The 26,769-nt window shown below is 50.6% G+C and carries 29 protein-coding genes; 11 read left to right on the top strand and 18 right to left on the bottom strand.

Annotation, left to right across the window (positions count from 1 at the left end):
• On the top strand, positions 1 to 260 hold a 260-nt coding region (locus ACZMIG_RS04560; RefSeq protein ID WP_487889145.1), incomplete at its 5' end, for a hypothetical protein.
• Positions 261 to 684: 424 nt separating this feature from the next.
• Here ACZMIG_RS04560 and ACZMIG_RS04555 read toward each other — a convergent pair.
• Together ACZMIG_RS04555 and ACZMIG_RS04550 are read right to left on the bottom strand one after the other, a co-directional pair.
• Entirely contained in the window at positions 685 to 1,857 is a 1,173-nt protein-coding gene (locus ACZMIG_RS04555) for a MalY/PatB family protein (RefSeq protein ID WP_053398433.1), read from the bottom strand.
• Positions 1,858 to 1,901: 44 nt separating this feature from the next.
• Positions 1,902 to 2,144: a hypothetical protein gene (locus ACZMIG_RS04550; RefSeq protein WP_487889144.1), complete on the bottom strand. Its 243-nt coding sequence runs from the start codon at positions 2,142 to 2,144 to the stop codon at positions 1,902 to 1,904.
• Between the two features lie 86 nt (positions 2,145 to 2,230).
• Between ACZMIG_RS04550 and ACZMIG_RS04545 the strand changes: the two genes are divergently transcribed.
• The 3 genes from ACZMIG_RS04545 (at position 2,231) to ACZMIG_RS04535 (ending at position 5,758) form a co-directional block, all read left to right on the top strand.
• Positions 2,231 to 3,532, top strand: a complete 1,302-nt coding sequence (locus ACZMIG_RS04545; protein ID WP_021854806.1) for an inositol-3-phosphate synthase — start codon at positions 2,231 to 2,233, stop codon at positions 3,530 to 3,532.
• A gap of 106 nt (positions 3,533 to 3,638) precedes the next feature.
• Positions 3,639 to 4,562 carry a hypothetical protein gene (locus ACZMIG_RS04540; protein WP_418874327.1) on the top strand — a complete coding sequence of 308 codons (924 nt, stop codon included), beginning with the start codon at positions 3,639 to 3,641 and terminating at the stop codon, positions 4,560 to 4,562.
• Positions 4,559 to 5,758, top strand: coding sequence for a GH25 family lysozyme (locus tag ACZMIG_RS04535; protein ID WP_288949112.1), 1,200 nt, complete (start codon positions 4,559 to 4,561; stop codon positions 5,756 to 5,758). The genes ACZMIG_RS04540 and ACZMIG_RS04535 overlap by 4 nt, the downstream gene beginning before the upstream one ends.
• Before the next feature lie 273 nt (positions 5,759 to 6,031).
• On the opposite strand, the gene ACZMIG_RS04530 is transcribed toward ACZMIG_RS04535, so the two are convergent.
• From ACZMIG_RS04530 to rpmH, 11 genes are all read right to left on the bottom strand, one after another.
• Positions 6,032 to 6,442: a DUF5024 domain-containing protein gene (locus ACZMIG_RS04530; RefSeq protein ID WP_082335216.1), complete on the bottom strand. Its 411-nt coding sequence runs from the start codon at positions 6,440 to 6,442 to the stop codon at positions 6,032 to 6,034.
• Between the two features lie 13 nt (positions 6,443 to 6,455).
• Entirely contained in the window at positions 6,456 to 6,968 is a 513-nt protein-coding gene (locus ACZMIG_RS04525; RefSeq protein ID WP_021854810.1) for a PG0215 family putative anti-sigma factor, read from the bottom strand.
• Between the two features lie 23 nt (positions 6,969 to 6,991).
• Complete coding sequence (locus ACZMIG_RS04520) at positions 6,992 to 7,465, bottom strand: RNA polymerase sigma factor (RefSeq protein WP_302331248.1); 474 nt, start codon at positions 7,463 to 7,465, stop codon at positions 6,992 to 6,994.
• A gap of 62 nt (positions 7,466 to 7,527) precedes the next feature.
• Positions 7,528 to 8,490 carry a GIN domain-containing protein gene (locus tag ACZMIG_RS04515; RefSeq protein WP_418874329.1) on the bottom strand — a complete coding sequence of 321 codons (963 nt, stop codon included), beginning with the start codon at positions 8,488 to 8,490 and terminating at the stop codon, positions 7,528 to 7,530.
• Positions 8,491 to 8,650: 160 nt separating this feature from the next.
• Positions 8,651 to 9,616 (bottom strand): GIN domain-containing protein, encoded by a 966-nt coding sequence (locus ACZMIG_RS04510; protein ID WP_053398427.1) that lies wholly within the window; start codon positions 9,614 to 9,616, stop codon positions 8,651 to 8,653.
• Positions 9,617 to 9,992: 376 nt separating this feature from the next.
• A complete protein-coding gene (locus ACZMIG_RS04505) occupies positions 9,993 to 10,685 on the bottom strand; it encodes a NigD1/NigD2 family lipoprotein (protein WP_287603593.1) in 693 nt (230 codons plus the stop codon).
• Entirely contained in the window at positions 10,682 to 11,836 is a 1,155-nt protein-coding gene (locus ACZMIG_RS04500; RefSeq protein WP_021854815.1) for a 1-acyl-sn-glycerol-3-phosphate acyltransferase, read from the bottom strand. The genes ACZMIG_RS04505 and ACZMIG_RS04500 overlap by 4 nt, the downstream gene beginning before the upstream one ends.
• 93 nt (positions 11,837 to 11,929) lie before the next feature.
• Positions 11,930 to 12,946: a D-alanine--D-alanine ligase gene (locus tag ACZMIG_RS04495; RefSeq protein WP_487889143.1), complete on the bottom strand. Its 1,017-nt coding sequence runs from the start codon at positions 12,944 to 12,946 to the stop codon at positions 11,930 to 11,932.
• Positions 12,947 to 12,955: 9 nt separating this feature from the next.
• Positions 12,956 to 14,005 carry an RluA family pseudouridine synthase gene (locus ACZMIG_RS04490; protein ID WP_021854817.1) on the bottom strand — a complete coding sequence of 350 codons (1,050 nt, stop codon included), beginning with the start codon at positions 14,003 to 14,005 and terminating at the stop codon, positions 12,956 to 12,958.
• Between the two features lie 63 nt (positions 14,006 to 14,068).
• Complete coding sequence (locus ACZMIG_RS04485; protein WP_053398424.1) at positions 14,069 to 14,782, bottom strand: PASTA domain-containing protein; 714 nt, start codon at positions 14,780 to 14,782, stop codon at positions 14,069 to 14,071.
• Between the two features lie 104 nt (positions 14,783 to 14,886).
• The gene (gene rpmH, locus ACZMIG_RS04480) at positions 14,887 to 15,042 is read right to left on the bottom strand and encodes a 50S ribosomal protein L34 (RefSeq protein ID WP_021854819.1); all 156 of its coding nucleotides are present in this window, start codon (positions 15,040 to 15,042) and stop codon (positions 14,887 to 14,889) included.
• A 260-nt stretch (positions 15,043 to 15,302) separates the two neighbouring features.
• Here rpmH and efp point away from each other — a divergent pair, with 260 nt between their 5' ends.
• The 7 genes from efp to ACZMIG_RS04445 all read left to right on the top strand — a co-directional run bounded on the left by efp (position 15,303) and on the right by ACZMIG_RS04445 (position 20,904).
• The gene (gene efp, locus ACZMIG_RS04475; protein WP_053398423.1) at positions 15,303 to 15,869 is read left to right on the top strand and encodes an elongation factor P; all 567 of its coding nucleotides are present in this window, start codon (positions 15,303 to 15,305) and stop codon (positions 15,867 to 15,869) included.
• 174 nt (positions 15,870 to 16,043) lie between these two features.
• Positions 16,044 to 17,081, top strand: a complete 1,038-nt coding sequence (locus ACZMIG_RS04470; RefSeq protein WP_021854821.1) for a glycosyltransferase — start codon at positions 16,044 to 16,046, stop codon at positions 17,079 to 17,081.
• Between the two features lie 226 nt (positions 17,082 to 17,307).
• Complete coding sequence (locus tag ACZMIG_RS04465) at positions 17,308 to 17,676, top strand: four helix bundle protein (RefSeq protein WP_487889142.1); 369 nt, start codon at positions 17,308 to 17,310, stop codon at positions 17,674 to 17,676.
• Positions 17,677 to 17,838: 162 nt separating this feature from the next.
• The gene (radC, locus tag ACZMIG_RS04460) at positions 17,839 to 18,531 is read left to right on the top strand and encodes a RadC family protein (RefSeq protein ID WP_053398420.1); all 693 of its coding nucleotides are present in this window, start codon (positions 17,839 to 17,841) and stop codon (positions 18,529 to 18,531) included.
• A 401-nt stretch (positions 18,532 to 18,932) separates the two neighbouring features.
• Positions 18,933 to 19,505, top strand: a complete 573-nt coding sequence (locus ACZMIG_RS04455; protein WP_021854824.1) for a DUF4840 domain-containing protein — start codon at positions 18,933 to 18,935, stop codon at positions 19,503 to 19,505.
• Positions 19,506 to 19,783: 278 nt separating this feature from the next.
• Positions 19,784 to 20,104 carry a metal-sulfur cluster assembly factor gene (locus ACZMIG_RS04450; protein ID WP_021854825.1) on the top strand — a complete coding sequence of 107 codons (321 nt, stop codon included), beginning with the start codon at positions 19,784 to 19,786 and terminating at the stop codon, positions 20,102 to 20,104.
• 32 nt (positions 20,105 to 20,136) lie between these two features.
• Positions 20,137 to 20,904 carry a UDP-2,3-diacylglucosamine diphosphatase gene (locus tag ACZMIG_RS04445; RefSeq protein WP_021854826.1) on the top strand — a complete coding sequence of 256 codons (768 nt, stop codon included), beginning with the start codon at positions 20,137 to 20,139 and terminating at the stop codon, positions 20,902 to 20,904.
• 181 nt (positions 20,905 to 21,085) lie between these two features.
• Here ACZMIG_RS04445 and ACZMIG_RS04440 read toward each other — a convergent pair whose 3' ends face one another.
• The 5 genes from ACZMIG_RS04440 to ACZMIG_RS04420 form a co-directional block, all read right to left on the bottom strand.
• Complete coding sequence (locus tag ACZMIG_RS04440) at positions 21,086 to 22,279, bottom strand: acetate/propionate family kinase (RefSeq protein WP_021854827.1); 1,194 nt, start codon at positions 22,277 to 22,279, stop codon at positions 21,086 to 21,088.
• Between the two features lie 56 nt (positions 22,280 to 22,335).
• Entirely contained in the window at positions 22,336 to 22,722 is a 387-nt protein-coding gene (locus ACZMIG_RS04435) for a four helix bundle protein (RefSeq protein ID WP_418874330.1), read from the bottom strand.
• 64 nt (positions 22,723 to 22,786) lie between these two features.
• Positions 22,787 to 23,797: a phosphate acetyltransferase gene (pta, locus tag ACZMIG_RS04430; protein ID WP_053398439.1), complete on the bottom strand. Its 1,011-nt coding sequence runs from the start codon at positions 23,795 to 23,797 to the stop codon at positions 22,787 to 22,789.
• A 667-nt stretch (positions 23,798 to 24,464) separates the two neighbouring features.
• On the bottom strand, positions 24,465 to 25,361 hold the full coding sequence (locus tag ACZMIG_RS04425) for a helix-hairpin-helix domain-containing protein (protein ID WP_487889141.1): 897 nt from the start codon (positions 25,359 to 25,361) through the stop codon (positions 24,465 to 24,467).
• Positions 25,362 to 25,405: 44 nt separating this feature from the next.
• On the bottom strand, positions 25,406 to 26,764 hold the full coding sequence (locus tag ACZMIG_RS04420; protein ID WP_487889140.1) for a sodium-dependent transporter: 1,359 nt from the start codon (positions 26,762 to 26,764) through the stop codon (positions 25,406 to 25,408).
• Between the last annotated feature and the right edge of the window lie 5 nt (positions 26,765 to 26,769).

Here is a 26,769-nt window from a genome sequence, read left to right as displayed (position 1 = left end):
TCTTCAGTGCTCAGGGAGCGTCAGCTCTCAAAAGCGGATGCAAAAGTACGGGGTTTTCACCAAACCGCCAAATGTTTTCTGAAAAAAGTTTTAATTTTAGATTCATTTTAACAGTCGTTTACATATTGAGTGCGGATTTTACACCATTCACATTATTATATTTTACTAAAGAAATAGGCAGACTTATGACACAGGAACGGGAAAAAAGACCGGACGGGAAGGATGAAAATCATACGATAATGGCAAAAGCCAAAGGCTGATGGCAGAATTTAAAGGTGTTTGAATCCCAAAGGAAGAAAACAGCCGGCCGGATGCCGGTTACGACAGCCGATGCTACGGGCAGGCCTGTCATGGAGCAGATATATTCATGAACGGCAGGATAAATGCAAGGCTGTGCGGCAAGCCATACGGGCAGTCAGCAACGCCATAAAATGCTGACAGAATGGACGTTATAGGCTTTTAAAGCCGGCTATACGCCCGGCACAAAACATATATATCATACAGCCGTCTGCAAAAGGGCACCTTTTAGGGGACAAAAGCATACCTTTTACACGATAAAAGGATAACAAACGGAACGCAAAAGCATAACTTTTGAAAAAAGAAAGAAAAGCTGCCCTTTCTGAAACTTACGCAAACAGGAAAATGAAACGCCAAAAGTCCATGAACATATACAAAAAGAGCGCATCATTTAACGATGCGCTCTACATAATGTAACAGGCGGTTAAGTCCGTCAACAAGCGTTGCTCTCGGACAAGCTATGTTTATGCGGACAAACGGCCGGTCGGTTTCTCCATAAATATCTCCGCCGTTAAGCCACAGCTTTTCACCGTCCTTCAGTTCGCTGATAATGTCTGAAGACGTGCGGCCAAGCGCCGTACAGTCTACCCAAACGAGATAAGTGCCCTCAAGACGAAGCACCTTAAGCATAGGCATATGAGCAGCAAAGAAGTCGCAAAGGTAATCATAATTAGACTTGATATACGGCAAAAGCTCGTCGAGCCAGCCTTCGCTCTCATTATATGCAGCCTGAAGAGCCACCACGCCAAATGGACCTACATCGCACACCTCGTTGATATTTATCGCGCGGTCGATCTTCTTACGGACAGTGTCATCGGCGGCTATGATGTTGGCTATCTGCAGTCCGGCAATGTTAAACGTCTTGGTCGGAGCCGTACATGTGGCCGAATTTGCAAGAAACTCGTCAGACAGCGATGCAAAAGGCGTATACTTATAACCCGGCATCACTATGTCGCAATGTATCTCGTCGGCAATAACGAACACTCCGTGGCGCAGACATATTTCGCCCATGCGGCGCAGTTCGTCGGGCGTCCACACCCTTCCTGCCGGATTATGAGGGTTGCAAAGCAAGAAAGCTTTTACAGAAGGATCAGCCACGCGGCGCTCAAAGTCCTCAAAATCAACAGAATACGTTCCGTCGGAATAAACCAGCTTGTTCTCCTCTATTATGCATCCGTTATTACGGATAGACGAGAAAAAGCAGTTGTAGACAGGCGTCTGAACCAGCACTTTGTCGCCCGGCACGGTAACGGCCTTGATGACAGCCGACACTGCCGGCACCACTCCCGTAGTGTAAATTATCCATTCGGGACGGAAAGTCCAGCCATGGCGGCGGGCAAACCAGCCAACTACGGCCGCATAATAAGATTGAGGCACGTGCTCATAACCGAACACACCATGCGCGGCACGGCGCTGCAGCGCCTCGATTATGGCAGGAGCCGTGCGGAAGTCCATATCCGCCACCCACATCGGCAGCATGCCGTCGACATCTGTCTCGTCCCATTTAACACAGTCGCTCCCTCTTCGGTCGACTATCTCGTCAAAATTAAATTTAGCCATAACATATAATATAATAAGGTGTAAACTATGCAGGGGCTCCATTGTCAGACGCCCGAAACGGGCCACTGACACCCCTTGCGGCATGGCACCGACTCCGCCTGCATGGCAGCACAAACAGCCGGTGCCCCAAGAAAGGCATGCCATAAACGGCAAAGCCTTTTGTAAGCATTGTTCAATGCCGCCACAAAATTACAAAAGAAAAACCAAACCGCATATACCTTTTTTACGGCATAATAAGGCAAAATCAACGAAAAGTATACAAAAATATATAAAAACCAATAAATCATAAAAAGTTTTTATTACATTTGCACAATTCAAACGAAAGGAACTGATTATAAAAAACAATAATAAAAATTTTTAAAAAGAAACAGAAATGGCAAACGTAAAACCTGCAGAAGGTAAACTGGGTATTTTAGTGGTCGGTTGTGGAGCCGTTTCCACAACATTCATGACCGGTGTTTTGATGGCCCGCAAAGGACTTGCAAAGCCTGTAGGCTCAATGACACAGTATGACAAAATACGCGTCGGAAAAGGCGAAAACAAGAAATATCTCGCATACGGAGACATCGTTCCGCTTACTAACCTCAACGACATCGTATTCGGTACATGGGACGTTTATCCCCAAAACGCATATCAGGCAGCAATGTATGCCGAGGTGCTCAAGGAGAAAGACATCAACCCCGTGCGTGAAGAGCTTGAGCAGATAGTTCCGATGAAGGCTGCCTTCGACAAGAACTATGCCAAAAGACTCGACGGCGACAACGTGAAAGACGCTGCCACACGCTGGGAAATGGTTGAACAGCTGCGCGAGGACATACGCTCATTCAAGGAGAAAAACGGCTGCGCAAGAATCGTTGTTATCTGGGCTGCATCTACCGAAATCTATGTACCTGTATATGAGCCGGTACACGGCACGCTCGCCGCTCTTGAAAAAGCAATGAAGGAAGACGACCGCGAGCACATCGCACCGTCTATGTGCTATGCCTACGCCGCACTCGCAGAGGGCGCTCCCTTCATAATGGGTGCTCCTAACACAACTGTGGACATACCTGCAATGTGGGAAATGGCCGAGAAGACCAAGATGCCTATCGCCGGCAAGGACTTCAAGACAGGACAGACACTGGTTAAGAGTGGATTTGCTCCTATCATCGGCACACGCTGCCTCGGAATGAGCGGTTGGTTCTCAACCAACATCCTCGGCAACCGCGACGGTCTTGTGCTCGACGAGCCAGAGAACTTCCGCACAAAAGAAGTGAGCAAGCTGTCTACACTCGAAACAATACTCAAAGCCGACAAACAGCCTGACCTGTATGGCGACATCTACCACAAGGTGCGCATCAACTACTATCCTCCACGCAACGACAACAAGGAAGGATGGGACAACATCGACATCTTCGGATGGATGGGCTACCCGATGCAGATAAAGATAAACTTCCTCTGCCGCGACTCTATCCTTGCAGCTCCGCTGCTGCTCGACCTCTGTCTGCTCAGCGACCTGGCAGCAAGAGCCGGACGCTACGGCATACAGCGCTTCCTCAGCTTCTACCTGAAGAGCCCTATGCACGACTATACAAAGGGCGAAGAGGCCGTAAACGACCTGTTCAAGCAGTACACAATGCTGAAGAATGCAATCCGCGAGATGGGAGGCTACGAGGCTGATGAAGAAATCGACTAACAGAAAGCGAACATCACGTATAATCTTACAATCGCTGCCGGCAGTGCCGGTGGCGATTGTAGTTGTTATATACGTCATGTCATTAATGCCGCGCTCAACAAAAAAGATGGAACGCGGGGCTGCGCTGATTGAGCACAAGTCTTACTACGAACTCACGGTTTCGGGCAAGCCCGTGGCATGGTTCGACGCGCTGACAGACAGCTGCATGTCTGACAACATCATGCTTTCGGCCGACTCGTCGGTAACCAAGCGTAGCATAATCAACGGCTGCTGGGTGAACAAGTATGCCTTCATGCCGTCGTGTCACGGCATGATTCTGACAACCGCCCCAGACAGCATGGCCTACAAGACACTGGCAGCTGCAAACAAGAACATCGGAAACGTGATAAAGAACACGGCCGAAAGACTTGAAAGTGCTATAAAATCGCTAAGCAAAAAGGACGAGGAACTGAGATACTATCTGAGCGTCCACAACGTAAACGACGACGGATACAACACGATGGCCTATCTTGACGGACGGCTGAAACAGCAGAAAGAACAGGCAGAAAAAGCCCTAGAAATCATCAGGAAAGCCCAAACGGCCAAGAATGCAGCCATAAGACTGGTGAGCAAATACACCCTGCTGCATAAAGACACGGCAGGACACACCGTAAAAATAGCCTGCAACACGATAACTCCTGCAAGCGAAAAGCCATTCAGAATAATACAGACATCAGACAAGCAAACGCCCGACAACGTATCGCCGACGTATCTTCACCAGTGGTTTACGCCTGCGACAGATGCAGAAAGAGGCATCATCGTGGCATCATATCCGGGCTGCATGCTCAACCGCTATGACGTCAATGGGGCAAAGGCGACCACATTCAGCGGCAAGGCAACGGGCAAAAGCCGCCACGACATTCCGCCGATGCTGGCTCCAAACGGGGCTGCCATATATACGTCGGACGGCCGCATGATGGGCATAAGCTATAACGGAAGAATAACAGGCACGGGAAACTTCGGCCTAGCACTTAAAAACTTGCTGCCATGAAGAAACTTATTTATATAGCTACAACCGCAGCAATGCTGCTCATGTCGGCATGCTCGGTAAAGACTCCCGAGGGCACGGGCGTCGTGAAGAACGGCGACTACTGCTACCGCGGAGAACTTTCGGGCGGCAAATACAACGGCTATGGCGTGCTGACATTTAAGGACAGCATAGTCTACAGCGGACAATGGAAAGACGGAAAGCGCGACGGACTGGGCCAGACCACCGACTCGCTGGGACGCACAGTGACAAGTATGTGGAGAGCCGACTCGCTTGTCAGAGGCATCAGAAACGACTCGGCAGGCACCTACATCGGCGAGTTTAACGGCAAACTGGTGGAAGAAGGCCACGGCATATACTTCGGCAAGGACGGCAGCTTCTACAACGGCAACTGGAAAGACGGACTCTACAGCGGCTTCGGATGCTCCATGAGCGCTGCCGGAAAAGCCCGTACAGGCGAATGGAAGGCAGGAAAATTCCGCGGCGAGCGCCTGACCTACACGGCCGAAAGGATTTACGGCATTGACATATCGCGCTACCAGCACGGCAAGGGACGCAAGAAATATCCCATTCACTGGAACAAAGTGCGCATAACACACCTTGGGAAAATAAGCCGCAAGAAAGTGAGCGGAACCGTAGACTACCCCGTGTCGTTCGTATACATAAAGTCAACCGAAGGCACGAGCGTGCGCAATCCATACTATCTGTCCGACTATCAGCAGGCACGGAAGTACGGCATACACTGCGGCGCCTACCACTTCTTCTCGCACACTTCGCAGGCATCGAAGCAGGCATACTTCTTCCTGAAGCACTCGCGCTTCAGCAAAGGCGACTTCCCGCCGGTGCTCGACGTAGAGCCAACGCCGTCGCAGGTAAAGGCCATGGGCGGTCCGGCTGCCATGTTCAGCCGCATACGCACGTGGCTAAACATCGTAAGACAGCGCACGGGAGTGAAGCCCATACTGTATGTCAGCCAGCAGTTTGTGAACCAATATCTGCCCGAAGCGCCCGACCTCATGCGTGACTACATGGTGTGGATAGCGCGCTACGGCGAATATAAGCCCGAAGTGAGACTGGTGTTCTGGCAGCTGTGCCCCGACGGAAGGGTTAGCGGAATAACCGGTGAAGTGGACATCAACGTGTTCAACGGATACCGCGACCAGTTTAACCAGTTTCTTATTAACGAAAGAATAAAGTAAACTTGTGAAGCAGCGGCATGGAGATTCCTGCAGAAGAAGCCGAAAGACAAACGCCAGACCGGCTCCGAGAGCATGATATGTCATGGCCATAAGATGCCTCAACGACATAAACAGCTCCCGGAGCCGGTCATAAAGAAATCAGAATCTCTGGTCGAGAGTAAGACTAATCAGACTGTAACAAAAGCATAATAAGCATGCCACGCCGGCATGCCTGCCGCAAGACAGCGGCCAAAGAAACATATTCGCCCGCAGCAATTGGCCACGGGCGTTTTTTTATTTATACCTTATTATTATCGTAACCTTGGCGTGTCCGTAACTGCCGGCGTACGCACCGAAGCTGTAAGGCGAGTCGCATTTAAGCATATAGACACGGTTCTGACGCGGACGGCTTGTGGTAAGAATCATCGTGAGGCCCTTGCTGTCGCGCTTTTCCGTGAAGTCGCCGTTGGACGATTCAGCCTTGAACGCGTCAATGAGGGCCTTTACACCCTTATCGTAAAGCTCGAGCACCTTAACCACCTTCTGCACCCTGCGTGTGCGCGGATCGCGCTCCACTGCCGACGTAAACCTGCTCTGCCCTATCGCCGAATAGCGCTCCACCTGCCTGTCGATGCTGTTCTGGGCCATGGCGGCAAGCAGCGTGCCTAAGGTAAAAAACAATATTAGAATCAGTCTGCGTATCATGGTTACATTATTTTTAATCGTTCAACATCTCGCTTATGCGCCTGCGCTCTGACGGGTCGTCAATGCTGTTGAGCACCTCCTGCTCCGCATTATCCGCAACATTTGCCGAACTGATGCGGCGCTCTATGCGTCCGGCATCGTCGAGAGCCTTCTCTATGTCGTCCTTTATCTCGCTGAGATCGTCTATGCGGTGGCCGTTCTCTATGACATAACTGCCGCCGTAGAGCCTTGCCAGATGCCTGTCTTCACGATAGCCGGCATAAGCCACCACGGCAGACACCACTATAAGCACCACGGCCGCCGCGGCTGCCACACGCATAAGCACGCGGCGCAACTTCAGACGGCGGGGCTCTCCGGCCTGCATAGAGGCAAAGCCGGCAAACACTTCGCGATAGCCTTGAAGACGGGCGGGCACGCTGCGGCGGGCAAAAAACTCGTACAGCCGCTGCTCCTCCCTGAGCGTCGTCTCTCCGTCGAAGAATTTTCCGATAAGCCTTTCTATCTCTTTTATCTTACGTTCGTTCATATCCGTAGTTATGTATAAAGTCGTTACATATTATGCAAATACTGCTCTTTCACGGCCATTCGGGCCCTGCTCAGCGCCTTGCGCACCGCAGCTTCGGTTCCGCCCGTAAGCCTTGCTATGTCGGCCATCGACATGCCGTCGATATGGCGCAGGCGCAATATAATCTGCTGCGCAGGCGGCAGCATGCCCACTATGGCCATCATGCGCTCTATCCGCTCGATGTCGGCCGAGGCATTACTGAGGTCGGGCACGTCGGTAGTGTCTATGCTCAGCGTGTAATGATGACGTCGCAGATAGTCGATGCAGAGGTTATGCACCAGCACACGGGCCAGCGGAGCCATGGGGCTGCGCAGCTCGGCACACATTGCCCAAAGCTTCAGCATGGCGTCCTGCACGAGGTCTTCGGCACAGTCGGTGCCACCGAGCCATCGCGCGGCCATTGCCGTAAGTGCTGGTCTGAGGCTTAGGGCCTCTTTTTCGAATTCGTCTGCTGTCATCTAAACACTATTTTTGCTCAAACATTGCATCTGCCGGCATTGCCGGACATGCAGTCGCCATGTCAGTCGAAGTTGTTAAGCCGGCTCGTGTCTACCCTCGAAACACCTTTGCCATATATATCTGTCTTGTCGGCCGTGCCTGAAAGTGTTATACTCCCTTCACCGTTGACACAGGCACTGACACTGCGACAGTCGACGCCCATATTAATCTTAGCCTCACCATTGCATTCTACGCTAATAATGTCGCCATTGAACTTGCCGTCTATTTGCCCGGAGCCGGATATATTGAAGTCAGCATTTTTGGCCTTAATATCAACTTTACAATTATCAATAGCAGTAGAATTCCAATATATATTACGTGCGTCAATGCCACCGCTGATATCAACCGAACCGTTGTTGTTTAAATTCATATCATATGAAGCCTTCAAATCAGACTTGCTTTTGTATTCAGCGTAATTAATCATTGCAAACTTGTCTACTTCAAATACGCCGTTATTTGTCATGAATCCATTATTAATAATTGAATATGAGTCAGCCTTCAATTTATCAATAAACAAATCCATATTACCATTGTTGCATACAGCAAGGATGTGTGTCTTCAAACTTTTTGCATAAAAAGTTAAAAAGCCAGAAGTATGAAGCTGGTCAATATTCGGAGCTGTAATATACAAATTACATGATGAAGAGTTAAAGCTGTTAATACAAGTATCCTTCGAAAATCCTACAACAAGTATCCCGCCATGTACATCAAAGCTCAAGCCCTTCCACACACTCTCACGACCTTCAAACACGACCTTATATTCTGAACCTTGCGTATAGTACACCTGAGCATAACTTGCCACGTTTATTCCGTGGAAGTCTTTCAGCGGCAAGGTCTTCTTTATAATTCCGGAATCAGAATCTTTAAAGTTGTCATGCAGCTTAACACCGGTATTTTCCACTGCCATATTCTTGTTTGAACAGCCGCAGGCGATGAGCGGAATTGAGGCGATAAATGCCAAGAACAAATATAACTTAAACTTCATAATAATCTTATTTTAATGTTTCTATTCTGACATATGTACGCAAAACTATGCCGTTTGTGACATGAAACAACAAACTTTTTCTATCTTTTCTGCCGCATGAGCAGGCTATACGCTGCGCATACCGGCATCTGCCTGAATGACAGACAAGCCAGTCGACACGTCATTCGAAGTTGTTCAGCCGGCTCGTGTCTATCCTCGAAATGCCGCTGCCGCCTATATCTATCTTGTCGGCCGTGCCCGAAAGCGCTATGTTTCCGGTGCCGTTTACGCTGGCAGTTACGCTAAGACAGTCGACATCCATATTAACTTTTGCCGCGCCGTTGCATTTTATGCTCATCACGTCGCCCTTGAACTTTCCGTTAATTTTCCCTGAACCGTCAATATAGAAATCAACATTTTTGGCATTAATGCCAATTTCGCACTTGTCAGCGCCATAGCATCTCCAATACAGATTGCGCGCCTCTATGTCGCCACTGATACTGTTAGAGCCGTTGTTGCTTACGCTCATATCGCCTGAAACCTTCATCTGCGCGCTGCTGTTGTAGGCTCCGCTGTTGCTCAAGTCGAACGAGCCGGCGTCTATAACTCCGTTGTTTGTCAGCGCGCCGCTGTTTGACATGCGGCACGAGCCGGTTTTAAGCTGGTTAACATACAGCCTGAGTGCACCGCTGTTGCTTACGGTCAGGCTGCCGGTCTTCAGAGTTTTTGCCCTGAACGAGAACGAGCCGCTGCATGCTATGCGGTCGATGCGCGGAGCCGTGATGTAAAGTTTGCAGTTGAGTGAGCCGATGTCTTTCCAGTTGTTTTTCTTAGAAAAGCCAACAACAAGTATTCCGTCAGACACCTTGAAGCTCAGATTATTAAAGTCGCAGCTGCGCCCTTCGAACTCCACCTTATATTCAGAGCCTTGCGTATAGTACACCTGGGCAGCGCTCACAACGTTTATCCCGTGGAAGTTTTTCAGCGACAGGGTCTTTCTTACGGTCTTTGAATCATGGTTTGAGAACAGGCCTGACCACACGGTGCCGGCATCTTCGTATGACACATTCTTGTTGGAACATCCGCCGGAAATGAACGGCATTACGGCCAATATTGCCGAAAACAGATATAACTTAAACTTCATCATAATCTTATTTTTAATGTTTCTTCTGTTAGAAGTACGCAGAACGTTGCCATTTGTGACATGAAAAACTAACTTTTTTTCATTCCGGCATGAATTAATTTGCATCCGTCCATGATGCGCCTTGCAACGGGGTGTGCAACAACCTGACTGTCAACGTGTTGCAAAAGACCATCTTTCAGCCTGCAAAAGGGCACCTTTTAGACGGCAAAAGGCCACCTTTCGGAATCCAAAAGGTGGCCTTTCGTAAAACTTGATGCCATATGCCCGGCGTAAAAGCCGTGCCGCAGGCAGCGGATACCGGCAAGCGGCAGCATGCCTGTGGGCGCTTTAGCGTGTTTATTGAGATGTTTCTTTATGCCGTAGCTATGCCTGTCGCCGGTTAAAACCCAAAGGTCTTGACAACCTGACCGCCGTAAGTGGCAATGCTGACCTGCACCTCGTCGCCTGCCGACAGCTCTATGGGGATATACTCCACGGGGATGCTCATGTAGAGCTTGGCCGAATAGTATTCGGGCACTGATGCCTGGTCGTGATACAGCGTGAGGCGCACAAGGCGCGTGCCGTCGGTGCGCGTGTCAATGCCGTCGCATGCCATGCCCACCGTCTGCTGGCCGTACTCGCCGTCAACGGTGCCGGTCTTCACGCTCAGGTCGAGGTTGATGTATTTGCCGTTGTGGCTTTTCCATGCACTCTCGAACACCACGGGGTCGGTCTTCATGCCTCCCTTTATGTCGGCGGTTGCCGTAACCGCAGGCGTAAGCACCTGCGTCGCGCCCACCGGCTCGGCCACATACTGCCCGTTGCCGTCCTTCACCTTATTATAATATATAAGCGAACGGTAAGCCGTGTCGGGCTTTTCTGCCCAGTCGAGCTTCACGCTCCGCGTAAGCCAAAGCCTCTCGTCGCGGTCGGTTACGATGCTCACCACCTTTGCCGACGCGTCGGTCTCGGCCTCAACAAAGTCGGCCACCATATACGACAGGCTGCCGTCGCCCGTATCATAGCTGTCGCTGCTGCACGCCATGAGCAGTGCAACGAGCGGCATCAGCATAAAAAAACGTCTTATTCTCACTCTGAAGCCTTTATAAAGTTCCTGGCCGGATTGGCATACATCGTGAGCATCCGCTCGCGCAGATATGCCTCGTCCTTGTTCTCAATATTTATTTTGGCCATCTGTCCGTCAAGATATTTCTCAAAGGCAGCCTTGTCCTCGTCTGTATATTTGTCGGCATGAGCCGTGCCGCCGTCGAGCGTGTCGAGCGCCACATAGTTGAGCGGATAGAGCCTGTAGTTGCGGTGAATCTCGTGGTCGATGTGTGCCGCAATGACGTCAAACACCTCCGTCTTGGGCATTTCGGGGTCGAGCGTGTCGAGCCATTCGTCGATGCACGGCGCACAATGGTAATGCACACGGCCCTTGTTGCCTGTTATTCCGGTCTGCATGCTCACCACATCGTCCTGTGCCGACTTCTTCCAGCCTGCAATGTCGCGCTTAAGCTGAAACTCCTGAGCCTTCAGGAAGTCGCATGGGTCGAGCTCATACGATATTGCCATCGGCACAATGTGCAGCCTCTTCAGCTTTTCCACCACGCTGCCCTTGCCTCCGCCCATGGCCATCATCTTCAGAATGGCCGGCTGCGTGCGGTCGTCAGAGTCCTTGGCGCGGCCTTCGCGCTGTGCAATCCAGATGTTGTCGTGCTTCTGCTCCATCACGAAGTACATATAGTCAGACATCACCTTGCTTGCGGCAAGCGTCTCGCGGGGCGACAGTCCGCGCTTCACGATGAACGACTTTACCACCCTTACCAGGTCTTTCACCCACGGCAGCGACAGCAGGTTGTCGCCTATGGCTATCTCGCAGGTGGTCTTGAATCCGTTGTCGATAAGTCCCTTGCCGAGGAAGGCAGGGTCGATCACTATGTCGCGGTGGTTGCTCACAAAAGTGTAACGCCTGTCGACGCTTATGCACGAAATGTCCATAGAGAAGCCCTTCGTGAACGAATCGACAAGCTTCTGCAAGAAAGCATAGCAAAAATTCAACTGGAACTCAAAATTAGTCTTGCACGAGTACATCTTCTTCTCGATCATCTCAAACGGCACTCCGGGCAAAACAAACTCAATAACCTTCCTGAACTGCGGATTGGCCAGCAGCCTTTCATAAGCCTGAGGAAGCTCTTCCGGCTCAAAAGGCCGTATCTCGTCAAACTCAACCGGAACTTTCATAGTACGAAAAAATTTTATTGTTATTCTGTAAAACGGTTAAAAGAGCCTTCAATCCCGGCTCTCTTAACCGTATATTTAAAAAGTTTCAGAATTTTATCTGAACTGGTTTTCCACGATGTCTGTCAGCACATCCGTCATGTTAAGGCCGGCAGCCTTAACCTGCTGCGGAATAAAGCTGGTGGCTGTCATGCCCGGAGTGGTGTTGATCTCTATCATGTTCACCTTGTCAACCTCCTGTCCGTCGCTGCCCTTTCCGCGGCTGATGATGTAGTCGATGCGGATTATTCCGTTGCAGTGGAGTATGTCATAAATCAGGCTTGTAATCTCGTTTACGCGCTTTGTGGTCTCCTCACTGAGGCGTGCCGGCGTAATCTCCTGCACCTGTCCGTTGTACTTGGCGTCGTAATCGAAGAACTCGCGCTGCGTAACCACCTCTGTTGCAGGCAGCACCACGGTCTTGTCGTGAGTCTTGTAGCAGCCTATCGATATCTCTGTTCCTTCCATGTAACGTTCCACCATCACATCCTCGCTCTCGAGCATGGCCTTGCGTATGGCCGGAGCAAGCTGGTCTTTGTTCTTCACTTTCGACACTCCGAAGCTGCTGCCGTCGGCCGCAGGCTTAACGAAGCAAGGCATGCCGATGCGCTCCTCTATCTCGTCGTCGCTTACAATCTCCTCATATCCCTTGCGTATCAGCAGGCTGTCGGCCACTCTTACGCCGTAACCGCGCAGATACTGGTTAAGCACAAACTTGTTGAAAGTGAGCGCCTCAACAAGCACGCTGCTTGTTGAATAAGGCACATGCACAAGCTCAAAATATCCCTGCATGATGCCGTTCTCGCCCGGTGTGCCGTGTATGGTGATATAAGCATAGTCAAACTGCACCAGTTTACCATTCTCCATGAATGAGAAATCGTTGCGGTCAATGCTGGCTGTTGTGCCGTCAGGAAGGTTGACATGCCAGTCAAGGCTTCTCACAACAACAATATACACATTGTAACGCTCCTTGTCAAAAAAAGAGTAAAGGCCCTGTGCAGAGCGCAATGAAACCTCATACTCTGAGGAATCTCCACCGCACACGATGGCAATAGTTCTCTTTAAATTCTTCATACAATATTTTTATTTAAATTCATTTCCGTTTATATAAGTCCTCCAACGCCCTATCAGCTGCTCCATGTCGGCAGGAAGCTGCGAGGTGAAGTCGAGCTGCTTGCCGGTCTTGGGATGCACGAAGCCGAGCGTGCGGGCATGAAGCGCCTGGCGCGGACATATCTTCAGGCAGTTCTCTATAAACTGCTTGTAGCTGCCGCTGCGGTTTCCGCGCAGTATGACGGTGCCTCCGTAGCGCTCGTCGCCGAAGAGCGGATGGCCGATATGCCGCATATGGGCACGTATCTGATGGGTGCGGCCGGTCTCGAGGATACACTCTACCAGCGTTACATAGCCGAAGCGCTCTATCACGCGGTAGTGGGTTACGGCATGCTTGCCTATGCCCGAGTCGGGCGAGAACACCGCCATGCGGAGCCTGTCCTTAGGATCGCGGCCGATGTTGCCCTCAATGCGTCCCTCATCTTCGGTGAAGTTGCCCCACACCATGGCGTTGTAGCTGCGGTGTGTAGTCTTGTTGAAGAACTGTGCGCCGAGCTTTGTCTTTGCGTCCGGCGTCTTGGCAATGACCAAAAGGCCGCTTGTGTCCTTGTCTATACGGTGAACGAGGCCCACTTCAGGGTCGTTGGGGTTATACGAAGGCAGGTCGCGCAGATGCCATGCTATGGCATTGACCAGTGTGCCGTGATAGTTTCCGCAGCCCGGATGGACAACAAGTCCGGCAGGCTTGTTTATCACTATCAGCTCCGAATCTTCATAGACCACATCCAGCGGAATGTCCTCGGGCTCTATTGTGTTGTCATACTGAGGGCGGTCGAGCATCAGGGTTATGACGTCGAGCGGGCGAACCTTATAGTTGCTCTTCACCGGAACGTCGTTGACATGCACGAATCCGGCGTCAGCCGCACGCTGAATGCGGTTGCGGCTTGTGTGCTGCAGCTTCTCGAACATGTACTTGTCGATGCGCAGGGGCATCTGTCCCTTGTCCACGACTATGCGCAGATGCTCATACAGCTGTTGCTGCTCGTCGTCCTCAAGTTCCTCTATATAATTGTCTGTCATATAAATATCTCGTTTTACAGAAGGCCTGCGGCATCATAACCCGCACGGCCATGGCAGCCATCATCATTCCGGACCGGTGACCACCTCAAACTCGTCGACATCGCCTCCCTGCGTCTGCACGCCCTGAACCGACGGGTCTGCCATGTCGTGATGCATGGTAGAGTCGGCACTGCCGTCATAATAGAAATCTGGATCAGCGTATATTATCGAGTCGTTCATGTCGCGCATGCCGTCTCCCACCTGAAGCACGAGCACGTCGTTTACCGACACTTTCTGTCCGTTGCGCAGGCTCTTGCCCTTCGACTTCAGCCCGTACACCCAGTCTTTCTCGCCCGGGATAAACTCCGTCGGGCCGACCTTGAAGCCCATTGCCATCAGCTTGGCGCGCGCCTCGCGGTAAGAACAGTTGTCGATGATGTCGGGTATGGTCAGCATCGGCGAGCTCGAAGAGTTGATGACGACATAAACCACACGGCCAGACTTAACTTCCCTTCCTGCCTCGGGCGACTGTTCAAGGATACAGTCGGGCGGAAGCGTCTTGACGTATCCGGTGTCGCTGACAACAATCTGCAGGCCTCTGTCGTTGAGGATATGCTCGGCATCGGCAAAGAGCTTATGCCTCACGTCCGGTATCTTTATCTTCTCGCCATGATGGGTGTATATGTCGATGCCCATCTTCACGCCCCAGCACAGCAGGACAACGACCAGGAACATTGCAAGGAAGTTGGCCCAAAGCCTTAAACTAAAGATTTTTCCGAAGAAATCTTTTGTCTTCATCTATGTCGTAGGTTTTTCTGCAAAGGTATAAAAAAAAGAGAAAGAAGCAAAGATATTACTTTACTTCTTTCTCATTTCCCGTTTAATTTCTTTGGAACATTTGGTTATTTACCGTGGTTCTCGTCAGAAACTGTAAGCTTTTTACGCCCTTTTGCACGACGTGCTGCAAGCACGCGACGGCCGTTCTTTGTAGCCATTCTCTCACGGAAACCGTGCTTGTTCACTCTCTTTCTGTTGTGCGGCTGAAATGTTCTTTTCATCTTATTTAATTATTTATTGTTTATTTTATTCCTCGCTTTGGGCTGCAAAAGTACACATTTCTTTTTAAATAACCAAGAATTAAGCGTTTTTTAGGTCAAACTTTTATGTTTTTTTCTAAAAAAATCGTAACTTTGCGCCCTGAAAGCCAAACATTTACAACATAATGATGCTTTGGCACGGGGCAAAAGCCCGCAGCAAGAGACGAGGCGCCCGCCCGTCAGCAGTCAGGAATCAACAATAAATTCATATATTACGAACAATGATTAACTCACAGGAAATTAAAAAAGGAACATGCATCCGCATGGACAATCAGGTATGGATTTGCATCGACTTCCAGCACGTTAAGCCAGGTAAGGGTAACACCGTTATGCGTACAAAACTGAAGAACGTGACCGACGGCCGCGTTCTGGAGCGCACATTCCAGGTTGGCTTCAAGCTCGAAGACGTAAGAATAGAGCACCGTCCGTATCAGTATCTTTATGAGGATACAACAGGTCTTATCTTCATGAACCAGGAAACTTTCGAGCAGATTCCTATCGCCAAGGACGCTATCATCGGCGTTGACTTCATGAAGGAGAGCGACATCGTTGAGGTTGTAACCGACACTACAGACGGAACTATCCTCTATGCCGAAATGCCTGTAAAGACAAACTTGCGCGTAACACACAGCGAGCCGGGCATCAAGGGCGACACAGCTACCAATGCCACAAAGCCGGCTACACTCGAAACCGGTGTTGAGGTGAGAGTGCCGCTGTTCATCAACGAAGGCGACCTCATCCAGGTTGACACACGCGACGGAAGCTATCTGAACCGTGTAAAGGAATAAGCATGCTCAACCTGACGTTGAGAACATAAACAAACAAGGAGCCAGGGCTTCGGCACGGCGACCGCTGACACATCGCGATGCGGTTTCCTTACCGAAGGCTTGGCTCCTTCTCTTTTATAATCCTCCATGCTGAGGAGGTGCAAACATAAAGTAACCGTTAACCTTACAGGACAAATGAAATATTCTTTTATCATACCGGTGTTCAACCGCCCGGAGGAAGTTGACGAACTGCTGAAGAGCCTTACGGCACAGACCGTGAAGGACTTTGAGGTGATTATTGTTGAAGACGGCAGCACACGCACATGCAAGAGCGTATGCGAGGGATACAGCGGAGCGCTCGACATTCAGTATTTTATGAAGAAGAACAGCGGACCGGGACAGAGCCGCAACTATGGAGCGGAGCGCTCTAAAGGAGAATATCTCATTGTGCTCGACTCTGACGTGGTGCTGCCCGAGGGCTATCTCGCGGCAGTAGACGCCGAACTGGCCAAGACCGGGGCCGACGCCTTTGGCGGTCCTGACCGCGCGCACGACTCGTTCACCGACACGCAGAAGGCCATAAGCTACTCCATGACAAGCTTTTTCACCACCGGAGGCATAAGGGGCGGAAAGAAGAAGCTCGACAAGTTTTATCCACGCTCGTACAACATGGGCATACGCCGCAGCGTATATCTGAAGCTGGGAGGATTCTCAAAGATGCGATTCGGCGAGGACATCGACTTCAGCATACGCATATTCAAGGCAGGCTGCAACTGCCGCCTGTTCCCCGACGCATGGGTTTGGCACAAGCGCCGCACCGACTTCCGCAAGTTCTACCGGCAGGTATTCAACAGCGGAATAGCGCGCATAAACCTGTATAAGAAGTATCCTGAATCGCTCAAGATAGTGCACATGCTGCCGACGGTGTTCACCGTAGGCGTGACGGCCCTGGTGCTGACATCTGCCGTGGGGCGTGTGCTGATGGAATACGACAGCATAGACAAGTGGTATTGGCTGTGCGCCGGGCCCTGGCTTCCGATACTTCTCTACTGCCTGCTGATACTCATCGACTCGTCAATAAGCAACCGAAGCTTTAAGGTAGGACTGCTCAGCATACCGGCATCGTTCATCCAGCTGTTCGGCTACGGATGCGGATTCATCACTGCATGGTGGAAGCGCTGCGTGCTGAAGCACGACGAGTTTCATGCATTCGACAAAAACTTTTATAAGTGAGAATGGAGAATTGAGAATGGAAAAACAAAGTTCGGCGCAAGCCAATTATGATTACCTTTGAAAGGTATAATTTTGATGTAATCTGATTATTCATTCTCAATTCTTCAATTAAAGCAATTTGCTGACAGCAATCTGCTGCATATTTAATTCATGCAATCAGCATACGCATCATTCTTTTTACCTTTACAACCTTATTCTTTACCTTTATAACCTTAAAACAACACTAATGCTACAACGGAAAGAAAACATAATATTAACTAAGACCGAGGCCTTTTCTGCACGTATAGTCAACATGCACAGATACCTTGTTGAGGTGAAACACGAACACATTATAGCGAACCAAATACTTAGAAGTGGCACAAGCATCGGAGCCAATACAGCTGAAAGCAGAAACGCACAAAGCAAAATTGACTTTATACATAAGCTGAGCATTGCGCTAAAAGAAGCCGACGAAACGGAATATTGGCTGAAAATGCTTAACAGCGGCCATTATATTACGGACAGGCAACTGCAATCTATGATGAACGACAACGAGGAAATTATACGCATACTCACAAAAATTATAAAAACATCAAAAAGCAGTTTAGTGCCATAAGCAGAGATATTTACGTGCCCTGCTATTACCCCATTTCTACATTTTGTAACAATCTAACTTGTTTTTTACACGTCCAATCTGCAAACAAAGCAACACAATAATAATCAAAAAGGCAAATCATAATTTTCCATTCTCAACTCTCAATTCTCAATTAAAAACAATATGTCAAAACTAAGCATAAACCAATGGGCCGAGGACGACCGGCCACGCGAAAAGATGATGCGGCTCGGGGCACAGGCGCTGTCGAACGCCGAACTGCTGGCTATACTCATAGGCTCAGGCTCGCCCGAAGAAAGTGCGGTAGACCTCATGAAGAGAGTGCTCAACGACTGCAACAACAACCTTAACTCTCTCGGCAAGATGAGCATCGGCCAGCTCACCTCCGGCAACTACAAGGGCCTGGGACCGGCCAAAGCCGTAACCATACTGGCAGCCTGCGAGCTGGGCAAGCGCCGCCAGGCCGAGAAGGCTGAAGAGCGCAAGCGGCTCGACTCGGCAGCAGCAATCTACGAGTTTATGCACCCAAAGATGCAGGACTTGAGCGAAGAGGAGGCATGGATCTTGCTGATGAACCAAAACTGCAAGCTGATAAAAGACATGCAGCTGTCGCACGGCGGCATAACCGAGACGGCGGTGGACATACGCGTGGTGATAAAGAACGCACTGCTGTGCAACGCCACCATCGTGGTGCTCTGCCACAACCATCCGAGCAACAACCCCATGCCGAGCGGCGACGACGACAGACTGACGCAGCGCATGAAGAAGGCGTGCGAGATAATGCGCCTGCACTTTCTCGACCATCTGATAATCACCGACGGACGATATTACAGCTATTCGGAGGAGGGACGGCTGTAAGAAAACGCCGCCCTGCGAAGGCAAAGCGCGCAACCGCGCAACAGCCTGACATCCAGCACGTTACAAAAGGTCATCTTTTAGCTTCTAAAAGGTGGCCTTTTAGCGTGCAATATGTGGCCTTTCGGAAGGCGAAAGGCGGTCTTTTAGAAATCAGTCTCAATGGCAATGCCATACAACAGCCTAAATCGCCACAATCAAAGTCTATGCAACGCCGGTGAAAGGCAGCAGAAAAAGGCCGGCAGAAAAGCATTGACTACGGCAGATGATGACAGAGTTTTCAGTGTAGAAAATATATTTTTACAAGTTTTAACCATACCCCCATGCAAGTTTTCTGTCGCCGTAACATTTACAATTACGAGTACTCACAAACAAAATAACGTAAAATTAAAAACAAAAAAGCAATGAAATCTTTGAAATTAATATTTGGATTTATCATGGGCTTATGCCTCACAGCAACAATGACATCTTGCGACGACGATGAAGACAACGGCGTAAGCGTACCACAGGAAGTACTCAGCGCAATGCCCGGCACATATGTAAACAGCATGGAATACGGCGAAGCTACAGCCGACTCGGCTATGACCGTAACTCTCGGAACAGCCGACATGCAGTTCAACCTGCCCGTAAGCAACATCATAAAGGACGTTGTAGCAGCAGAAAACCTCGAGCAGGCGCTCAACACATACAAGGCCGACACATGCAGCGTAAGCTACAGAATAAGCGGATATGCCAACAACATTGTAAGCATGACAGCCGACAGCTGCATCTGCAACTTTGAATATCAGGCCGGCGAGAACACCGTGAAGGCTACTGCCGACGTGGCCGTTACGACAGCATCATACAACGGGGAGGACAACAAGCTGACGCTGACACTCAACATCAAGAACGTGAAAATCGACGGAAAACAAGTTGAAGACTACACAGCAACAACTGTCACTCTGCCTGCAACCGAAAAACAGCAAGACAATCAATAATTACTACAACTGAATCCGCCCGGACGCCTTCTGCCATACGCTTGCGTCCGGGCTTCTTTTTGCGCAAAGTCCAATCTCAGCCAACACCACTCCGCTGCACAGACAGGGCAACAGCCGTGGCACAACAGAGCGCCGCACGGCACAAAAAAACGGCATAAATTTTGTAATACGCTTTTTTTCACCTATCTTTGTATTGCCCTATTATGCAACAGGCACACAGGCACGGCACAAGCAGCGGCCTGCACACAGATGATGCAACTAATCATAACATAAGAATCATGACTCAAGAAGAAAAAACAGCTATAGAAGAGAGAATAGTAGATGTGCTCAAGACTGTATACGACCCGGAAATACCCGTAAACATATACGACCTCGGACTGATTTACAAGATTGACGTGAAAGACGACGCCACCGTGGACATCGACATGACCTTCACCGCGCCCACATGTCCGGCGGCAGACTTCATCCTCGAGGACGTAAGGCAGAAGGTTGACAGCCTCGACGGCGTAAAGTCGGCCACGGTGAACCTCGTGTTCGAGCCCGCATGGGACCAGAGCATGCTCAGCGAGGAGGCACGCCTCGAGCTGGGATTCGAATAACAGCATATCTTAAATACTAAAACATCTGCACCATGAGAAAGAATGTCTACATACTGTCCGACGCACACCTGGGCTCGCTGGCCATAGCTCACGGCCGCACACAGGAGCGCAGGCTGGTGCGGTTTCTTGACGAAATAAAGAACAAGGCCGCGGCAATATATCTGCTGGGCGACATGTTCGACTTCTGGTACGAATACAAATATGCCGTGCCCAAGGGATATACGCGCTTCCTGGGCAAGCTCTCCGAGCTGACCGACATGGGCGTCGAGGTGCACTTCTTCACCGGCAACCACGACATCTGGATGTACGGCTATCTTGAAGAAGAGTGCGGCGTAATCATACACACCAAGCCAACGACCGTAGACATATACGACAAGGTGTTCTACATGGCACACGGCGACGGCCTTGGCGACCACGACCCTAAGTTCAACTTCATACGCCGCGTGTTCCACAACCGCGTCTGCCAGCGCATGTTCAGCGCGCTGCATCCGCGCTGGGGCATCTGGTTCGGACTGACATGGGCCAAGCACAGCCGCATGAAGCGTGCCGACGGAAAGGAGCCGCCCTATCAGGGTGAGGACAAGGAAGCCTTGGTAAAATACACCAAGAAGTACATGAAGACCCATCCGGACATCGACTATTTCATCTACGGACACCGCCACATAGAGCTCGACCTCATGCTGTCGCGCAAGACGCGGATGATGATTATAGGCGACTGGATATGGCAGTTCACATACGTTGTGTTCGACGGCGAGCATCTGTTCCTCGAAGAATACGCCGAGGGCGAGAGCAAGCCATAAGCCTTCAGCAGCCCCTACGGCACGACAACGGCGGCATACTGCACTGCATCAGGCCGCAACAACAGCGACAACACGCACGGGGCGCAAGCCTCAACAAATAAAAAAAGGTGAGAAAGACGGCGTCATGACATATCAGACGCACATGCTTTCTCACCTTTATTATATGCTATCCGTGTGAAGCTTACAGCAGATTCATTGTGTCTGTTGCAATCATCAGCTCCTCGTCGGTAGGAATTACGCATACCGTAACCTTAGAGTCGGGAGTAGAGATGATGGCTTCCTCACCGCGGATGGTCTTGTTCTTCTCAACATCGAGCTTAACACCCATGTACTCCATGTTCTTGCATACATCCTCACGCATAGAAGCCTGGTTCTCGCCAACGCCTGCGGTGAACACGATGATGTCGCATCCGCCCATGGCAGCAGCATAGGCTCCAACGTATTTCTTTATTCTGTAGCTGTACATGTCGAGAGCCAGCTTGGCACGCTCGTTGCCCTCATCGTTGGCAGACTCTATCTCACGCATGTCTGAAGAGATGCCTGTTATGCCGAGCACACCGCTCTTCTTGTTGAGCAGATTTGACATTCCGTCAGCGTCGAGACCGAGTTTCTTCTCGAGGAATGTGATGGCACCGCCGTCGATATCACCGCTTCGTGTGCCCATCATGAGACCTTCGAGCGGTGTGAGACCCATAGATGTGTCAACACATTTGCCTCCGTCAACGGCAGCTATACTGCCTCCGTTGCCTATGTGGCAGGTGATGACCTTCTTGTCGGCAGGATTTACGCCCAGGAAATCGCACACTCTCTTTGACACATAGCGGTGGCTTGTTCCGTGGAATCCGTAGCGGCGCACGCCATATTTCTCGTAAAGCTCATACGGTATGGCGTAGAGATATGAGTGTGCGGGCATTGTCTGATGGAAGGCTGTATCGAACACGCCTACTTGAGGCAGACCGGGCATAAGCTCGCTGACGGCCTTGACACCCTTGAGGTTGGCCGGATTGTGCAGCGGAGCCAGGTCGATGCACTCTTCAAAAGTCTTGAGCACCTCGTCGGTAAGCACCACGCTCTTGTTGAACTTCTCGCCTCCGTGCACCATACGATGGCCAACGGCGTCGATTTCATTGAGGTCTTTAATAACGCCGATTTCAGGATCGGTGAGCAGTGAGAAGATGAACTTCACTCCCTCTGTATGTTCGGGAATGTCGTGCATTACAGTTTTTTTCTCTCCGTTAGGCAGCTTCACTTTAACGAAAGCGCCGTCGAGACCAACGCGCTCTGCACCGCCTGATGTCATGACAGACTTGTCGTCCATGTTGTAAAGTGCATACTTGATAGACGAGCTGCCGCAGTTTAATACTAAAATTTTCATGGTTATAAGTTGTTTATCGGGAGTTAAAGTAGTTATAGTAGTTAAAGTAGTTAAAGTCAATAGCCCTGTTGGCCATCATCAGCATAGCCATTATTTATCACACCCTTGCAATATGCGTTAAGCAGCCTGCTTGCATCAGACAGAGCTTCCATCAGTTCGTTGAAAACCGGAGCATCAACATACCCAAGGTCTTTCGACAAATAAACATAGCATCTGCATTCTTCAATGCTTCCTTGCGCGATGTTATAGAAGCGCAGCTTGTCTGCCTTGCTGAGTTTTTTATATCCCTCAGCAATATTGGCCGGAACAGAAACCGCAGCTCTTTTAAACTGAGAGCAGAGTCCGAAGCGTTCACATTCGGGAAAGATGTTGGCTACCTTATATGCCAGCAAGGTAAACTTGTAGGCCTTCTGCCATGCCACCACGCTCTCAAAGTTGTTCATCTGCAAGGCTATTGACTTTAACTTCTTTAACTACTATAACTCCTTTAACTACTTAAATTATTAATTATGCTTTTGCATCCATTGCCTGGCATGCCGTGATGGCTACCAGCTTGTAAATATCCTCTACTGAGCATCCGCGGCTGAGGTCGTTAACCGGACGGGCGATACCCTGAAGGATAGGACCTATGGCTTCGGCACCGCCAAGACGCTGAACCATCTTATAGCTGATGTTGCCTACCTCGAGGCATGGGAATACGAGAACGTTGGCCTTGCCGGCGATGTCGCTTCCGGGAGCCTTCTTCTCGCCAACTGAAGGCACGAGGGCTGCGTCGGCCTGCAGTTCGCCGTCAACCTTGAGAGACGGATCGAGCTCCTTAGCAAGTTTTGTAGCCTCAACCACCTTGTCAACCACCTCATGGCTTGCGCTGCCTTTTGTTGAGAAACTGAGCATAGCAACGCGGGGATCAGCGAAGCCTGCAACTGATTTGGCTGTCTGAGCTGTGCAAACGGCAATCTGAGCCAGCTGCTGTGCGTCGGGCATAGGTGTAACGGCAACGTCGCCTACTACGAGCACGCCGTTCTCGCCATACTGAGGCTGCTTTGTGATGAGCAGCATTGCACCGCTGACGCATGTGATTCCGGGGGTGCACTTGATGATCTGAAGAGCCGGACGCAGAGTGTCGGCCGTTGTGCTGAGCGCTCCAGATATCTGTCCGTCGGCTCCGCCAGTCTTTATAATCATACATCCGAGATAGAGAGGATTCTTAACCAGCTCGCGAGCCTGCTCGATGGTCATGCCCTTCTTCTTGCGGAGCTCTGCCAGCAGGGCTGCATATTCCTCGCTCTTGGGGTTGTTCTCCGGGTCAACGATAGTAGCCTTGTCGATATTTTTCAGGCCCCACTGCTCTGCCAGAGAGTTTATCTCACCGGGATTGCCGATAAGAATGATGTCAGCCACACCTTCGGCCAGCACCATGTCGGCTGCCCTTAAAGTGCGCTCCTCTGTGGCTTCGGGGAGCACGATGCGCTGCTTGTTGCTTTTAGCGCGCTCAATGATTTGCTGAACTAAATCCATAGTTTTGTAGTTTTTAAATATATATGTGTGTTTTGTAATTTCTACTTTGCAAAAGTAGAAAAAATAATTTGAATAACATTGGGCTATTCCTTTTTTTTGATTAATTAAACGATAATAATCAAAAAGCTCGCCATGCAGGCAGAAATCAAACTGCGGAGCCATGCCTAAAGGCCGCCGCAGGGCGTAACATGACGGCTGCAAGGGCTGGCTGAGGCAGCCTCATACGGGCACGGACAAAGGACCGAAAGGAGTCCACGGCACGGGGATAAGCCCTAACCGGGCATTATTCCGAACATAGTTTTATCTACCTTGTCCATTCATGTTTTCAGCAGTCTTCTTGTTTTATGTCGCCGTGTTTACGTCAACTTTTCTTTATAGAGTCTGCTATGCAGATGAAAATTATAACGAAAATCTGCTCAACATAAGGCAAAAATACAGGCTGAACACTGATGCCATATTTGAGATGAGAGCAGCGTCATGCTGATGTCATGGCGCATGCTCTGTGCAGCCGTAATGCAAAAGGCCATGTTTCAGGCTCTAAAAGGTGGTCTTTTGCATGATAAAAGACGGTCTTTTGGAGCGCAAAACATGGCCTTTTGCAACGCGCTGGATATCAATATGTTACACAAGCGTATTTTTCCTGCGTCACGGGAAGCAAAGAGGGGCGTCAGAATTCCACATAGGGGCGCAGGCGCTCGATGGCCTCGGGCGTGAAGTCCTTGCACAGCTTCAGGTCGTCGAGCGAATTTATTCTTCCGTGCAGGCGGCGGTATTCTATTATGGTCTTTGCCTGATAGAAGCCTATGTAGGGATGTCTGCGCAGACTGCTGAGCGGCAGCCGGTTGAGGTTGAGCCGGCTAACCACAGGATGCTTCACCACGAAATAGGCTATGGCCGACTCGGGAAAGTTGTCAATCTCGCGCAGCTGATCAACGCTGACATATCCGCCCAGCCGACGGCCGTAGCTCACTATGGCGCGGGCAAAGCCGCTGCCTATGCCCGGCACGCGCTTCAGCAGCGACGTGTCGGCCGTGTTCAGCACGATATGTTCGCCGGGCTTTATCTTCACGGGGTATCTCGTCGTGTCGCGTATGGTCAGGTCGGCTGTGCTGCCTCCATACACCTCAGATGCCGGACGATAGTCGCCCTCGATGCGTATGTATGGCTCCAGTTCCTTAAACTTCTGCGCCGTAAGTCCGTAAAGGCGTGCAAAGTCGGCCTTGGTGCGATATATTCCGCCCTTGGCCCTGTACTTATATATGTTTCTGACCTGCCACGGCGCCAGCCCGAGCCTCAGCAGCTGTGTGCTGTCTGCCGTGTTAGGGTCGAAGTATGACAGCTCTGTGCGCCGGCCGTCGGTATATTCCGCATATCCGTCCTTCTTACCGGCAGAGCCTTTTCTGCCGCCAGCCGCCACGGCAGGAGCATCTCCTGCCACGCCTGCAGGCGACTCACCCGCGCCGTAGCCGGCACAGAGCAGCAGTCCCGCGGCTGCTACGGCCACAAGGAGCACGGCCACCACAACACGGCGGTCGGTGCGGTTAAGATAAAAGAACCCGCGCATTTTTCTGTGATGCTAAATGAAACCGAACGGCATAGCCTCACCTATCAGATTATGCCAAACTGCTGAAGGAATATAAGCAATATTCCTACGGGACACACGTATCTAACACAGAACAGATAGATGCCGAACAGACGGCCGCGCAACGTGCCATGATTGGTAAACTCATCACGCACCAGCTTATGCGGCAGGAACCAGCCGAGGAAGATACATGTAAGGAATCCTCCCACGGGAAGCATTATTTGTCCTGTAAAGAAATCGAACACGTCGAACAGCGTACGGCCAAAAACAGTCAGCAGATCGTATCCGCCCAAAGACATCGAACATACAAGACCTATCACCGAGCAGGCCACGGTTACGATAGTGGCAGCACGCTTGCGGCTGAGCTTGCACTCCTCCTCGAAGAACACGGTGCTTGCCTCGTGCATGGAGATTATGGATGTAAGGGCTGCCAAAGCCAGCAACGCATAGAACGCGGCAGACACGACATAGCCCACAGCCGGCATGCTTGAGAATGCCTGCTGGAACACGTTAGGCAAGGTGATGAACACCAATGAAGGACCTGAATCGGGACTGATACCCACCGAAAACGCTGCGGGGAAAATCATGAGGCCCGCAAGCACGGCCACAACGGTGTCGATAAAGGCTATCTGGGCGGCCGACTTCATCAGGTCGGTATCCTTACTGAAGTATGACGCATACGTACACAGGCATCCCATACCAATACTGAGCGAGAAGAAAGCCTGGCCGAGAGCACCGAGAAACATGCTGCCGTCAACCTTGCTGAAGTCTGGTTCAAACAGAAACTTCACGCCCTCCATAGCCCCGGGAAGCATGCACGAAAGCACGACAATGACTATGAGAAGCACAAAAAGTATGGGCATCATCAGCTTTGAAGCCTTCTCAATGCCTCCGCGGATGCCGCGTATTATTATAAGGTGAGTAATAAGCATAAACAGAAGTGTCCAGAAGGCAGGCTTCCAGGGATTGGTCTCGAAAGACGAGAAATAACCTGCAAAAAAGTCGGGCGACCCGTGCAGATGGCCCGCAACCGAGGCATATATATAATGCAGGCACCAGCCTGACACCACGGCGTAATATCCCGAAATCAGAAAACCTGTAAGCACTCCGAGCAGGCCGACAAGCATCCACGGCTTTCCGCCGGACAAAATGCCGTAGGCCCGCGCCGTGTTGGATGCGGCACGGCGTCCTATCACAAACTCGCTGACGATGCAGGGAATGCCGAGCAGAAGCACACAGGCAATGTAGACAATAATATACACTCCTCCGCCGTGATCTCCCGCCATATAGGGGAAGCGCCAGACGTTACCTAATCCTACGGCAGAACCGGCCGTGGCAAGAATAATTCCAAGCTTACTTCCAAAACTTGCTCTCTCTGATTTCATAATAG

The organism is Xylanibacter sp., assembly GCF_057607445.1.
The sequence above is the reverse complement of the archived record's forward strand: the minus strand, read 5'-3'. Positions and strand labels throughout refer to the sequence as shown.